This is a genomic window from Nocardia neocaledoniensis, from assembly GCF_029868625.1.
GTDB lineage: Bacteria > Actinomycetota > Actinomycetes > Mycobacteriales > Mycobacteriaceae > Nocardia > Nocardia neocaledoniensis_A.
Genome location: NZ_JARWOJ010000259.1, coordinates 1 through 12,650, shown reverse-complemented (window position 1 = coordinate 12,650; position 12,650 = coordinate 1). Strand labels below are relative to the sequence as shown.

13 protein-coding genes are annotated in these 12,650 nt (G+C 70.9%); 2 read left to right on the top strand and 11 right to left on the bottom strand.

What is annotated here, in order from left to right:
- The 8 genes from QH270_RS20015 to QH270_RS19980 form a co-directional block, all read right to left on the bottom strand.
- The coding region (locus QH270_RS20015) for a fumarate reductase/succinate dehydrogenase flavoprotein subunit (protein WP_280344670.1) at positions 1 to 2,558 on the bottom strand (2,558 nt) is incomplete at its 3' end.
- Positions 2,555 to 3,298 (bottom strand): ABC transporter ATP-binding protein, encoded by a 744-nt coding sequence (locus QH270_RS20010; RefSeq protein ID WP_432420386.1) that lies wholly within the window; start codon positions 3,296 to 3,298, stop codon positions 2,555 to 2,557. The genes QH270_RS20015 and QH270_RS20010, both read right to left, overlap by 4 nt.
- A complete protein-coding gene (locus tag QH270_RS20005) occupies positions 3,295 to 4,176 on the bottom strand; it encodes an ABC transporter permease (RefSeq protein WP_280344667.1) in 882 nt (293 codons plus the stop codon). Before QH270_RS20005 ends, QH270_RS20010 begins: the two co-directional genes overlap by 4 nt.
- Positions 4,173 to 5,603: an ABC transporter substrate-binding protein gene (locus QH270_RS20000; protein WP_280344664.1), complete on the bottom strand. Its 1,431-nt coding sequence runs from the start codon at positions 5,601 to 5,603 to the stop codon at positions 4,173 to 4,175. Before QH270_RS20000 ends, QH270_RS20005 begins: the two co-directional genes overlap by 4 nt.
- Positions 5,604 to 5,619: 16 nt before the next feature.
- On the bottom strand, positions 5,620 to 5,847 hold the full coding sequence (locus QH270_RS19995; protein WP_019046727.1) for a 4Fe-4S dicluster domain-containing protein: 228 nt from the start codon (positions 5,845 to 5,847) through the stop codon (positions 5,620 to 5,622).
- Complete coding sequence (locus QH270_RS19990; RefSeq protein WP_280344661.1) at positions 5,848 to 6,624, bottom strand: GntR family transcriptional regulator; 777 nt, start codon at positions 6,622 to 6,624, stop codon at positions 5,848 to 5,850.
- 123 nt (positions 6,625 to 6,747) lie between these two features.
- A complete protein-coding gene (locus tag QH270_RS19985) occupies positions 6,748 to 7,434 on the bottom strand; it encodes a PaaI family thioesterase (protein ID WP_280344659.1) in 687 nt (228 codons plus the stop codon).
- A gap of 204 nt (positions 7,435 to 7,638) precedes the next feature.
- Positions 7,639 to 8,268, bottom strand: coding sequence for a maleylpyruvate isomerase family mycothiol-dependent enzyme (locus QH270_RS19980; protein WP_280344656.1), 630 nt, complete (start codon positions 8,266 to 8,268; stop codon positions 7,639 to 7,641).
- A 110-nt stretch (positions 8,269 to 8,378) separates the two neighbouring features.
- Between QH270_RS19980 and QH270_RS19975 the strand changes: the two genes are divergently transcribed.
- Positions 8,379 to 8,861 carry a hypothetical protein gene (locus QH270_RS19975; RefSeq protein WP_280344654.1) on the top strand — a complete coding sequence of 161 codons (483 nt, stop codon included), beginning with the start codon at positions 8,379 to 8,381 and terminating at the stop codon, positions 8,859 to 8,861.
- On the opposite strand, the gene QH270_RS19970 is transcribed toward QH270_RS19975, so the two are convergent.
- The 3 genes from QH270_RS19970 to QH270_RS19960 are packed head-to-tail and all read right to left on the bottom strand — an operon-like array spanning position 8,858 to position 10,629.
- Complete coding sequence (locus tag QH270_RS19970) at positions 8,858 to 9,124, bottom strand: hypothetical protein (RefSeq protein WP_280344653.1); 267 nt, start codon at positions 9,122 to 9,124, stop codon at positions 8,858 to 8,860. The genes QH270_RS19975 and QH270_RS19970 overlap by 4 nt on opposite strands.
- A gap of 54 nt (positions 9,125 to 9,178) precedes the next feature.
- Positions 9,179 to 9,961 carry an ABC transporter ATP-binding protein gene (locus tag QH270_RS19965; RefSeq protein WP_280344650.1) on the bottom strand — a complete coding sequence of 261 codons (783 nt, stop codon included), beginning with the start codon at positions 9,959 to 9,961 and terminating at the stop codon, positions 9,179 to 9,181.
- Complete coding sequence (locus QH270_RS19960; protein WP_280344647.1) at positions 9,958 to 10,629, bottom strand: FadR/GntR family transcriptional regulator; 672 nt, start codon at positions 10,627 to 10,629, stop codon at positions 9,958 to 9,960. Before QH270_RS19960 ends, QH270_RS19965 begins: the two co-directional genes overlap by 4 nt.
- 265 nt (positions 10,630 to 10,894) lie before the next feature.
- Between QH270_RS19960 and QH270_RS19955 the strand changes: the two genes are divergently transcribed.
- The gene (locus tag QH270_RS19955; protein WP_280344673.1) at positions 10,895 to 12,556 is read left to right on the top strand and encodes a 2-isopropylmalate synthase; all 1,662 of its coding nucleotides are present in this window, start codon (positions 10,895 to 10,897) and stop codon (positions 12,554 to 12,556) included.
- Positions 12,557 to 12,650: the final 94 nt, after the last annotated feature.

Below are 12,650 nucleotides of genomic sequence, written 5' to 3'. Positions count from 1 at the left end.
GCTTGCGCCTTTGGGGGGGGGGTTGGGGCCGGCGCGGGGGCGGGGGGGGGGCGGGGGGGGCGGGCCGCCGCCCGGGCCAGCCGGGGGGCCGCGCCGACCCGGACCTGCCAGGCCGGGTCGCGCAGCGCCGCGACCAGCAGTGCCAGGTCGGGCGCGTCCGCGCCGAGCGCCGCGTAGGCCGCCGCCGCGGCGGCCCGGACCAGCGGATCGGGATCGGCGGTGAGCGTCCGGACGACCTCGACTCCGCCGGCGCCGATGGCGGCCAGCCCGTGCGCGACGGCGATGCGCACCTCGCGGTTGACATCGCCCGCGAGCGTGGCCACGGCCGCGGCGTCGTCGAGCGACACCAGCGCCCGCACCGCCTCGATCCGCACCCGATGATCGGAATCACCCAGCGCCGCACGATATTGCGCCGCCGACCCCGCCCGCAACGCCCGCAACAGATCCACCACGGTCGCCCGGACGAGCGGATCGGGGGAACCCAGCTCACCGGCGAGCCCACCCGCACCGGGCAGCACCTCGATCAGCTCGCGCAGGCTCTCGGCGGCCGCCCGGCGCACCGAAGCCGCCTCGTCGCCGAGTGCCCGGACCAGCTCGTCGGCGAATCCGTCCGGGGTGCTCTCGGTCAGCACCGACAGTGCCGCCACCCGCACCACGGGGTCGGGATCGCGCAGATAGCTCGACAGCTCCTCGACGGCAGGCGAATCCAGCGCCAGCAGCGTCACCACGCGCGGCGATCCCGGCGAGGCGGGCGCGGGCTCGGCGCGCACCGTGGCTTCGCGCTGGGGTGCGCGGGTGGCCACGAGCTCCGGCTGGGCGATCACCTCGACGATCGGTTCGGGCGAGGGCACGTCGTCGAGTCCCGGCACCGGCACCAGATACGGTGCGACCGAACGTTTCACGAACTCCATCGACCCGTCCGCGGTCTTGCGCAGGTTGAGGTGGAAGTTCCAGGCGGCGTCGTCGCGCTCGGGCAGATCGGCCCGATCGTGGTAGAGGCCCCACCGGGATTCGGTGCGGGTCAGCGAACTGCGGGCCGCCATTTCCGCGCAGTCGCGGATGAACGACACCTCCGCCGCCCGCATCAACTCGTGCGGCGTGCGCGCCCCGATCCCCGCGACCTCCGCGCGCATCCGCTCGAAGGTCTCCACCGCGATCGAGAGTTTGGCGGCGGTCTTGGGTGGCGCCACATAGTCGTTCACGAAACGGCGCAGTTTGTACTCCACCTGCGGCTGCGGCGGGCCCTCCGGCTGACGCAGCGGCCGGTAGATCAGCTCGTGCGCCTCGGCCAGCTGGTCCGCGGGCAGCGCGTCCGGCGCCTCGACCTCGGTCAGAGTGGAGGCGGCGTGCGCGCCGGCGAGGTCGCCGTAGACGAACGCGCCGATCATGTAGTTGTGCGGCACGCACGCCAGGTCCCCGGCGGCGTACAGGCCGGGAACGGTGGTGCGCGCGTTGTCGTCGACCCACACGCCGGACGCGGAATGTCCACCGCACAAACCGATCTCGGAGATGTGCATCTCGATGTCGTGGGTGCGGTAGTCGTGGCCGCGGTTGGCGTGGAAGGTGCCGCGGGTCGGCCGCTCGGTGGTGTGCAGAATCGATTCGAGGGTCGAGAGCGTCTCGTCCGGCAGATGCGAGACCTTGAGATAGATGGGCCCGCGCGCGGATTCGATCTCCTGCTTCACCTCGGCCATCATCTGCCCCGACCAGTAGTCGGAATCGACGAACCGTTCGCCCTCGGCGTTGACCTGGTACCCGCCGAACGGATTGGCGACATAGGCGCAGGCCGGGCCGTTGTAATCCTTGATGAGCGGATTGATCTGGAAGCACTCGATTCCGGAGAGCTCGGCGCCCGCGTGGTAGGCCATGGCGTAGCCGTCGCCCGCGTTCGTCGGGTTCTCGTAGGTGCCGTAGAGGTAGCCCGACGCGGGCAGGCCGAGCCGGCCGCACGGCCCGGTCGCCAGGATCACCGCCTTCGCGCCCACCGCGACGAACTCACCCGTGCGGGTGTTCAGGGCCGCCGCGCCGACGGCGCGTCCGGTGTCGGTGAGCACCCGCACCGGCATGAGCCGGTTCTCGATGCGGATCCGCTCCCGCATCTTCCGTTGCCGTAGGACGCGATACAGCGCCTTCTTCACGTCCTTGCCCTCGGGCATGGGCAGCACGTACGAGCCGGAGCGGTGTACCCGCCGCACCGCGTACTCGCCGTACTCGTCCTTCTCGAACTTCACGCCGTAGCGCTCCAGCCGCTGCACCATGGCGAAACCCCGTGTCGCCGTCTGGTACACGGTCCGCTGGTCGACGATGCCGTCGTTGGCGCGGGTGATCTCGGCGACGTAGTCTGCCGGTTCGGCCTTGCCAGGGATGACGGCGTTGTTCACCCCGTCCATCCCCATCGCGAGCGCGCCCGAGTGACGCACGTGCGCCTTCTCCAGCAGCAGCACGTTCGCGCCGGACTCGGCGGCTGTGAGCGCGGCCATGGTGCCCGCGGTGCCGCCGCCGATCACCAGCACATCGCAGTCGAGACGCACCGGATCGGACAGGTCGGGAATGTTCACAGTGACTCCAGGATTCGGGCCCGGGTGGCGCGCCGGTCGACCGGTTCGCGCGGCTCGGGCACCTCGACGAGGGTGCGCAGCGTGCCGTCGCCGAGCACGGCGATCCGGTCGCCGAGCAGCAGCGCCTCGTCGAGGTCGTGGGTGACGAAAACGATCGTGGTGGGATGCGCGCGCCAGGTGTCGACGAGCAGTCGCTGCATCTCCGCGCGGGTCTGGCTGTCGAGCGCCCCGAACGGCTCGTCCATGAGCACCGCGCGGGGCGAGCCGGCCAGGCTGCGGGCCAGCTGCACCCGCTGCCGCATCCCGCCCGAGAGATCCCGCGGCAGGTAGTCGGCGTAGCCGGTGAGCCCGACCTCGTCGAGCCAGCGCCGGGCTCGTTCCGCGCGGTCGGCCCTGGCGACACCGCGAAGCCGCAGGGCCAGTTCGACGTTCGCGCGCGCGGTGCGCCACGGCAGCAGCGCGTCGTCCTGGAAGATCAGCGCGCGATCGGCGGACGGCGCGGTGACCGGGTCGCCGTCGGCGCGGATCACGCCGCCGCTGGGCTGCCGCAATCCCGCGATGGCCCGCAACAGGGTCGACTTGCCGCAGCCGGACTTGCCGACCAGGACCAGGATCTCGCCCGGCGCGATCTCGAGGTCGAGGTCGCGCACGACGGTCCTGGCACCGTAACCGACGCGGACGGAGTCCAAGCTGAGCCGCATACCCACCGAGACGGTGGACGCGGCGGTGGTGGTCGTCATGACGCAACCTCTCTCGGCAGCCAGCGGGTCACCCGGCGGCCTGCCAGTTCGACGATGCCGGAGGTGAGGAAGCCGAGCACGCCGATGGAGATCATCCCGACGAACACGGCCGGATAGTCGACGATGGTGTAGGACTGCCAGGTGCGGTAGCCGATGCCGAGGCGACCGGAGATCATCTCCGCCGAGATCAGGCAGATCCAGGCCACGCCCATGCCCACCGACAGACCGCTGAACACCCCGGGCAGGATGCCGGGCAGCACCACCCTGGTCAGGACTTCCCGGCGCGAGGCGCCCAGGGTGCGGATCGCGTCCTCCCAGATGGTCGGCAGCGCCCGCGTGGCGTGCCGGGTGCTCACCAGCACGGGGAACAGCGACGCGGTGAAGGTGATGAACACGATCCCGGACTCGTCGCTGGGGAAGAGCAGGATCGCCACCGGTACCAGCGCGATCGCCGGGATCGGGCGGACCAGCTCGGCCAGCGGACCGAACACGTCGGCCAGGATCCGGGAGCGGCCGAGACCGATGCCGGCCAGCACGCCGACCGCGGCGGCCAGCCCGAATCCGGTGACGATGCGGATCAGCGATTGCGCCACGTCGACGTAGTACTGACCGCTGCCGAGGTGCTCGCCGAATTCGGCGATGATCTCGGTGACCGTCGGCAGCGTGTCGAAGCGCAGCACCGCCCGCACATCGGTGGCCGTGAGCAGCTGCCACAGGCCGATGGCCGCGGCCACCGAGGTGACGCGCAGTGCCCTGGACCGCCAGGGCGCACGGTCGGTGACCGCGAGGGTCGTGGGGGCACGGTCGGCTCCGCCGGACGTCCCGGTCGGATCGGCGCCGGACCGGACGGGCGCCCGCGTCCCGGAGATCGCGCTCATCCGCGGACTTCCGCGACGGCCTGCGCGTAGGTCACCGGCGCGGCCGCGGGATGGTTGGCCCGGTAGCGGTCGGCGGCGGCCTGGGTGGTGAACGGGAGGTACCGGGCGTCCTCGCGCAGCCAGATCGCCTTGTCGGCGAACCAGCGGGTGCCCAGCTCGGCATCGGGCAGGTAGACCGCCCTGATCTTCTTGCCCTGTGCCTGCGCGGCCTGGACGCCGCGCAGCAGGCACGCGGGGTTCGCGGCGGGCTGCGGCCGGTCGGCGCCGTCGATCCAGATCTCCCCGGCCAGCGCCGGATCCTGTACCGGGACAGCGCAGATCGGGTCGGTGCCGGTGACCTTGCTCGGGTTGACCAGGGACGCCAGCTCGGTGTCGTACCCGCCGCGGCCCGTCTCGGTGTAGGCCTGTCGCAGCGGACCGTCCTGGACGAAGGCGTCGATGTCGAGGTCGGCGAAATCGCCTATCGATTTCAGGTAGTTCACATCGTCTTCGAGCGCGGCGATCAGCTCCGGCTTGAGGGTGGTGTCGAAACTGGTGCCGCCGGGCCCGTTGTAGAGGTAGACGACCTCCGCCGGCAGCCCCGATCCCTTGGCGACGAGATCGGCAGCCTCGAACGGTTTCTCGTTGAGGAAGGCGGTCGCGTCCAGCTGGGCCGCCAGGAACGCCTGCAGCACCTCGGGATGCTCGGCCGCGTAGGCGCGGCGCGCGACCACACCGTGGAAGGTCGGCACGTTCAGCTCCGCGCCGTCGTAGAGGAGCTTGGCCTTGTCCTGCTGCACCAGCAGGCCCGGCCACGCCACGAACTGCGACAGTGCGCTCACCTGGTGCGATTCCAGTGCCGTCGCGCCGACCTGCGGCTGCTGGTTGAGCACCTCCACGCCCTTGGCCGGATCGATCCCGGCGCGGCTCAGCGCCTGCACGAGGGTGCCGTGGCCGGCCGAACCCACGCTGGCCGAGATCTTCTGCCCGGCCAGCTCGGTGAGCGAGCGTGCGGGCGAATCCTTCGGCACGACAACCATGTTCAGCGCGCCCTTGGGGTTGTAGCCGGTGATCGACACCAGTTCGGTGCGCGCGCGTTCGTTGGCCTGGGTGCGGGACCCGTTGATGAGCAACGGGTAATCGCCCATCGAGCCGATATCGATCTTCTCGGCCACCATCTGCGCGGTGATCGGCGCGCCGGTGTCGTAGTCCTGCCACTCCACCTGGTACTTCGCGCCGCCGGCCGCGGTGATGCGCTGGAGCCGCTGTTCCAGGTACCCCTGCGCACGGAGCAGGGTGCCCGCGGTGACGGTGTTGATGGTCTTGGACTGGTAACCGATGACGACCTTCACAGTGCCCGCGGGCGCGGCATCGGTGGTGTCGAGTGAGCAGCCCGCCGCGGTGAGCGCGGCGGCTAGCAGGACGGGGACGAGACGGGTGAACTTCATGCGTGGATTCCCGGGATCAACGGAGCAGATAGGGCATGTTGACGGTGACGGCGCCGGTGGGACAGCGCGCCGCGCACGGCCCGCAGTACCAGCACTCGTCGACGTGCATGTAGGCCTTGCCCGAATCCTCGTGGATGGCAAGGGAATCGAGGGGGCACATGTCGACGCACAGGGTGCAGCCGGTGATGCACAGCGATTCGTCGATCGTCACCGGGACGTCGGCGCGCTGGGGGACCAGAGCCATCTAGAGGACCTTCCATTCGGGAGCGCCGCGGGTGAGGCTGCCGCGCATCGTGATGCGGTCACCGCGCATGCGGATGTACTCGAGGTCGACGGGCCTGCCGTCGTCGAGGTGGGTGAGGCGCTCGAGCATCAGCAGGGGAGCGCCGGGCGGGGTGTCGAGCGTGGTGGCGGTGTGCGGATCGGCCGCGACGGCCTCGAGGGCGAGCGCGGCCGCGCCGAGCGACTGGCCGGTGACCTGCTCGAGCAGCACGAACACATCGGTCGTCGCGAGATCGTGCGCCAGCACCGCGGCGCCCACGTCGGGGGCCAGATAGGTGAGATCCAGGCTCAGTGGCAGCTCGGCGAGGAATCGCAGCCGCTCGATGTAGACGACGCGCTCGCCTGGCACCAGGCCGAGCCTGCGCGCCACCGCGGGGGGAGCGGTGATGTGGGTGGCGGCGCGGACCTCGTTGCGGACGGTGCCGTGCTCGGTGAGCGTCTCCTGCAGGCCGCGCAGTGTGTCCAGGCCGTGGTCGAACTTGCGGGCGGCGACGCGGGTGCCGACCTTGGGCGCGCGGTCGATGAGCCCTTCGTCGCGCAGCAGGGCCAATGCTTCGCGCACCGTATTGCGTGAGGTGTCGTGTTCGGCGGCCAGTTCCTGCTCGCCGGGCAGTGTGCCTTGCACGGTGCCCGCCAGGATCTGGTGGCGCAGGATGTCGGCCACCCGGCGTGCCCGATCGGCGCGGTGGCCTCGGAGCTGGGTGGGTTCCGCGGTGGCGGTTGTCTCGCTGACCTGCATGAACAGCGACGATAGCGGCCGTTTCGGTGCCCGGATTCCGGCCGCGGACGACCCGGAATTCAGGGGATGTTTCTGCGCCGGGTGGGGTGTGGCCGGGACCTGCGGCGATCGGGCGCCGATCCGCTATTGCGCCACCCCGGCGTGGCCGGGCTTGAGGAGGATGAACAGGCCGTTGGCCTCGGCGCAGAGCCGCTCGCCGTCGTGCATCGTGGCCCGCAGGTACACCTTGCGGCCGTTGACGCGCTCGACCCAGGCCCGGATCGTCAGTTCCCGGTTGAGCGGGGTGATCGAGCGGTAGTCGATGGTGAGCGAGGCGGTCCGGGTGACGGCGTTGGTGTGGACCGCGGCCGTCATGCCGAGGATGTCGTCGAAGGCCACCCCGATCTGTCCGCCGTGCGCGGCGCTGTTGCCGCCCAGGTGGAAGGTGCGGAAGGTGAGCTTGGCGGTCACGCCGTCGATGTCGGCGCTGTCGACGGTGTACGGCGGCAGCGTGATGTTGCCGCGCGAGGGCAGGTCGGTGCGGGTCCAGCTGGGGGCGGACCACTCGTCCACGACCGCCTCGTCCAGGCGCGCGTTGAGCTGCTCCAGGGTGGCGATCGCGTCCTTGGCCAGCTCGTCGGACGGGTTGATCAGGCGGGCCTTGTCCATCAGGATCCGCACCTGTTCGATCAGCTCCCCGTAGTGGGGGCCACCGATCGTCCTGTCCTGCATCGCGGCCCTGCGCTGCTGGATCAGCTCGGTGACCGGCCGGAATCCGCCTTCGTGATGCTCTGCGTCCGGCAGCGACGCGCCGAGATGTGTATCGTCCATATACAACACGTTATCGCTGCCGAGCTGGATGTTCGCGCCGGGTGCCCCACTGCGCGGCCCTGCGCTGCCGGTGACGCCGTCGATTCGCTCCCGCAGCAGATCCGCGTGACCGTGCAGCTACACCCAGCGCAGGGTGCAGGGTCCGACCACCACGGCACGGTGCAGGTGTACCGGGGACGGTGGGTCGGGCGCGGGTCGTTGTCGTCAGGTGCTGGTGAACCGCGCGGCGTCGGGACCGTGCAGTCGCCCCGGGGGCAGCGTGCGTCCGCACAGGACGAGCAGCAGGTCCTGCGCCGCCCCGGACAGGACCTCGCCCGCACCGTGCCGGAAGTCGAGATCGGTGGCCCGCAAGGCGATTCCGTCGAGATCGACGCCGAAGTAGGCGATCGAGCGCGGGGTCTGCGCATCGAGGACCAGCCGCATCCGGTCCAGCGGGACGGGCTCGGTGTGCCCGAGTGGGACGGTGATGTCGAGACCGTGGATCACGTCGTGGCTGAGCGCGCTCGCGTATCCGCTGCCGCCCGGTGGCTTCCACGGGTGACCGGTGTTGTCGCGGAGAGCGGCTACGAGCTCGCCCGTGCTCATCCGGGCCGCGTCGGCGCGCGCCGCGCGATCGGCCAGCCGGTCGAAATCGCCGCGCGCGGCGATCATGCCGAGAACGAAGCGCGGCAGGGACGTCCGGAACGGCATGCTCAGGTGCGCCGCGACCTCGCGCACCCGCCAGCCGTCGCACAGCGTCGGTTCGTCCCATCGCTGCTCGTCCAAGCCGGCGAGGAACTCCGCGGTCTCGGCGCGTTGCGCGGCGATCGCGGCTCTGACCTCGGTGTCGCTCACAGTGGAACCTCCTGTCGACAGACCTGTGCCTGTGGAGGTAGACGAGGTGAGCCGCGGCGATTCATCGGTGTTCGTTGGTCGGCCCGGCCCTGATCCGGCACACTGGCCCGATGGGTGATCGACGTGACGAGGCACCGGAGGTCGTGGTCCACCTCGGTGACGGCGCCGGCGCGCCACGGGCCGTCGACCCGGCCCACCCGGGGACCGCGGCGACCGATCCGGCGCCCGAACATCCTTTCCTGCTGTTGACCCGCGCCGCTACCGAGCGCATCCAGGCCCGCTATCTCGACGACGGCACCTACGAGCTCGAGCACACCGAGGCGGGCGCGCACCGCCAGCTGTTCACCGACGACGCGCTGCTGGTCCGCGACATCGTCTGGTCCTGGATCCAGCGTGACGACTGGTGGCGCGACACCGTCGCGTGGACCACGGTCGACCCCGCGATCGCCGAACTGGATGCTCTGCGCGCCGAACTGTCCGACCTGCTCGACGGCATGTCGGTCATGGACGCGGTCACCGACGAACTCGACAGCGCCCTGGCCCGCGCCGACGAGCTCCTTGGCGCCGACCTCGACCCAGGTGAGGACTTCTAGTCGCTCTCGCCTTCGCACCAGTCGTCGAAGGCGTCGAATTCCGGTTCCCACATGGGCGGGACGGAGTCCTCGATGGCGTCTTCGACGGGGTCCCAGGTGGCGTTGCACCAGGACGGGGCGGGTGGCCACGATTCGATGTAGCGGACCAGCGGAGACTTCGGTGGCTCCGGCTCGGTCTCCTGGGCCGCCGCGATACCGGTACCGGTGAGGGCGAGCGCCGCGGCGGCACCCGCGGTGGCGACGATCCGGTGAACGATTCTCATGACATCCTCCTGTCCGCGCCGACATGCGATGTGTCCGCGATCCTACGCCGGGCGTCAACGGGCCCTGGCGCTCCAGCGGCCGTCGTAGCGCACATCGATCGGATGGTCGAAGGCGGTGGAGATGTGCTCGGTGGTGATCACCTCGGCCGCCGGACCCGCGGCGACGGTGCGCCCACCGGCGATCACCAGGGCGTGGGTGGTGCTGCTCGGCAACTCCTCGAGATGGTGGGTGACCAGGACCGACGCCACCTCGGGATGCGTGTGGTCGAGGGTGTCGATCGTGGTGAGCAGTTGTTCACGGGCGGCCAGGTCGAGGCCGGTGGACGGCTCGTCCAGCAGCAGCACCCGCGGATCGCTCAGCAGCGCGCGGGCGATGAGCGCACGGCCGCGTTCGCCCTGGGACAGCGTCGGCCAGATCTCGCCCGCCTTGCCCCCGAGTCCGAGGGCGTCGATGGTCGCCTCGGCGCGGGCGACCTCGTCATCGGTGGGTGACCAGCGCAACGGGGTGTCGATGGTGCCGGTGATGCCGGTCAGGACGACCTCGCGCACGGTGAGCGGCGAGCGCAGCGGATGGCGGGGGTTCACGTGGCCGATCGAGCGACGCAGCCGCGCCAGCTCCACGCGCCCGAACTGTTCGCCGAGGACCCGCACCGTTCCCGTGGTCGGGAAGGTGACCGCGCCGCAGAATCCGAGCAGCGTGCTCTTGCCCGCGCCGTTGGGACCGAGCAGCGCCCAGTGCTCGCCGGCCCGGACGGTCAGCGAGATGCCGTCGATGATCTTCTTGCCCTCGCGCCGGAAGCTCACCTCGTCGAGCTCGATCACCGCGACGCCGCTCATGCGAAGGCCTCCTTCAGGGCGGACAGGTGGGTGCGGCTGAAATCCGCTGCCGCCGTGGGGTTCCGGTCGGCGATGGCCTGGGCGAGGTGTTCGTGCGCGGCGTGATCGGCGGCCTCGGAGGGGACCGGACGCAGGGCGAGCATGTCGATCATGGCCAGCCGCAGTCTCGGCAGGAAGCTGTCGAAGAGCTGGGTCAGCACCGTGTTGTGCGCCGCGAGGACGACCGCGCGGTGGAAGGCCATGTCGGCGTCGACATGGTCGGCCACGGTCCGGCCCGCCGCGAGCCGACCGGCCAGGGCGCGCCGGATCGCGCGCAGGTCCGCGGGGGTGCGCCGCTGGGCCGCCAGGGCCGCGGCCTCGGCCTCGATGGCGATGCGTGCCTCGATCACCGCGACGATGGTCGCGCCGCGCAGCACGACGTCCCAGTCGTCGGTGACATCGAGCGCGGTCACGAACACCCCGGCGCCCTGCCTGCTGTCGAGCACGCCCTTGCCCGCCAGCTCGCGGATCGCCTCGCGCAGCGTCGACCGGCCCACGCCCAGCTGCGCGGCGAGCAGGGTCTCACCGGGCAGCCGATGACCCAGTGGCCACTCACCGGCGCGGATCCGCGTGAGCAGGAGCTCGGCCGCCTGGGCGGCCAACGGTTGACGGCGTACCTGGGCGACCACCGATTCACCTCTCTACTTGTCTGAGGAGTTGTGATAGAAGTGTACCCATCATGACCCACACCGCGCTTCTCCTCGGCCGCCACGGCGGGGCCTGACCGACCGGCCGCCCCGCCGTGGGGCTCTGTCGTGGCCGGTCGCCGATGTCATGGGGCCGACCGTGGCCCAGGAAGCAGAGACCGTCATGTACACCTTCCCGACCCTCACCACACCCGCGGGCGCCGTTCCCGCCGAGGCGCCCGCCTGGAATCGGCAGCGCCGCTCGGCCATGCCGTCGCACCGCTATCGGGACATCCACCGACGCGTGAATGTCCCTGCCGAACAGCGGGACTGGCCGAGCGCGCGGATCACCGCCGCCCCGCTGTGGGTGCCCGTCGACCTGCGCGACGGCAATCAGGCACTGGCCGAACCGATGGACCCCGCGCGCAAGCGGCGATTCTTCGAACTGCTGGTCGCGATGGGCTACAAGGAGATCGAAGTGGGCTACCCGTCCGCCTCGCAGACCGATTTCGACTTCGTCCGGCTGCTGGCCCACGAGCCGATCGCGCCACCGGACGTCACCGTCGTCGTCTTCACCCCGGCCCGGCGCGACCTCATCCAGCGGACCGTGGAGTCGGTGCGCGGGATCGCGAACGAGGTCGTGATCCACCTCTACACCGCGACCGCGCCGGTCTGGCGCGAGGTGGTTCTCGGCAAGGATCGCGCGCAGTTGCGGACCCTCATCGTCGACGGCGCGCGCGAGGTGCTTGCCGCGGCCGGCGACCTGCCGAACGTGCGATTCCAGTTCTCGCCGGAGGTCTTCAACCTGACCGAACCCGACTTCGCGCTGGAGGTCTGTGACGATGTCACCACTGCCTGGCAGGCCTGCCCACAACGTCCCGTGACGCTGAATCTGCCCGCGACAGTGGAGGTCGCGACGCCGAATGTCTACGCCGACCAGATCGAGTACATGCACCGTAATCTGGCCCGCCGCGAGGGAGTGATCCTGTCGGTGCACCCGCACAACGACCGGGGGACCGGCATCGCCTGCGCCGAACTGGCGGTGCTGGCCGGCGCGCAGCGGGTGGAGGGCTGCGTGTTCGGCAACGGCGAACGCACCGGCAATGTCGACATCGCCACGCTGGCCTTGAATCTGCACGCGCAGGGGGTGGACCCGATGATCGACTTCTCCGATATCGACGAGATCCGCCGCACGGTCGAATACTGCACCCGGCTGCCCGTGCCCGAACGACACCCCTACGTCGGCGATCTCGTGCACACCGCTTTCTCCGGCACCCATCAGGACGCGATCCGCAAAGGAATGGCGCGCCACCGCGCCCTGGCCGCCGAGGCCGGTCGGCCCGAGCGTGAGATGGCCTGGCAGGTGCCGTATCTGCCGATCGACCCGGCCGATCTCGGGCGCTCCTACGACGCCGTGATCCGGGTGAACTCCCAGTCGGGCAAGGGCGGGATCGCGTATCTGCTGCAGACCGAGTACGGGCTGGACCTGCCGCGTCGCCTGCAGATCGAGCTGGCGCGGCGCGTGCAGCGGCACACCGACGACACCGGAGCCGAGATCACCGCGAAGGAATTGTTCACGCTCTTCGAACAGGCCTACACCGTCGCGGATCCGCGGATCGTGCTGACGCGGTGGCAGCTCGACGAGGAGGTCACCGAGATCGTGCTCACGGTCGACGGGCACGCCCGGTGGTCGGTCCACCGCGGCGTCGGTCCTGTCGACGCGTTGGTCACCGCGCTCGCCGATGCCGGCCATCCGATCGAGATCCTGGGTCTGGCACAGCATTCTGTCGATCACGGGGCAGGCAGCGCCGCGGTGAGCTACCTGGAATACCGGGCGGGCGGCCGTACGGGCTGGTCCTTCGGCCGGAGCAGCTCGGTCCTGGCGGCGTCCCTCGACGCGGTCATGAACGCGGTGAACGCCGGCGAGTGATCCGCTCGGTGGGGGGGTGGCGCGGCAACGCCCCCCCGCGGGGGGAGCCCCCGCCGGGGGGGGGCCGCAGGCCCCCGCGCGCGGCGCCGGGGGT

What these genes read in the sequence shown, in the direction of transcription:
- QH270_RS20010 (WP_432420386.1), bottom strand. Translation starts at nt 3,298, where the DNA reads ATGACGACCACCACCGCCGCGTCCACCGTCTCGGTGGGTATGCGGCTC.
- QH270_RS20005 (WP_280344667.1), bottom strand. Translation starts at nt 4,176, where the DNA reads ATGAGCGCGATCTCCGGGACGCGGGCGCCCGTCCGGTCCGGCGCCGAT.
- QH270_RS20000 (WP_280344664.1), bottom strand. Translation starts at nt 5,603, where the DNA reads ATGAAGTTCACCCGTCTCGTCCCCGTCCTGCTAGCCGCCGCGCTCACC.
- QH270_RS19995 (WP_019046727.1), bottom strand. Translation starts at nt 5,847, where the DNA reads ATGGCTCTGGTCCCCCAGCGCGCCGACGTCCCGGTGACGATCGACGAA.
- QH270_RS19990 (WP_280344661.1), bottom strand. Translation starts at nt 6,624, where the DNA reads ATGCAGGTCAGCGAGACAACCGCCACCGCGGAACCCACCCAGCTCCGA.
- QH270_RS19985 (WP_280344659.1), bottom strand. Translation starts at nt 7,434, where the DNA reads ATGGACGATACACATCTCGGCGCGTCGCTGCCGGACGCAGAGCATCAC.
- QH270_RS19975 (WP_280344654.1), top strand. Translation starts at nt 8,379, where the DNA reads ATGGGTGATCGACGTGACGAGGCACCGGAGGTCGTGGTCCACCTCGGT.
- QH270_RS19970 (WP_280344653.1), bottom strand. Translation starts at nt 9,124, where the DNA reads ATGAGAATCGTTCACCGGATCGTCGCCACCGCGGGTGCCGCCGCGGCG.
- QH270_RS19965 (WP_280344650.1), bottom strand. Translation starts at nt 9,961, where the DNA reads ATGAGCGGCGTCGCGGTGATCGAGCTCGACGAGGTGAGCTTCCGGCGC.
- QH270_RS19955 (WP_280344673.1), top strand. Translation starts at nt 10,895, where the DNA reads ATGCCGTCGCACCGCTATCGGGACATCCACCGACGCGTGAATGTCCCT.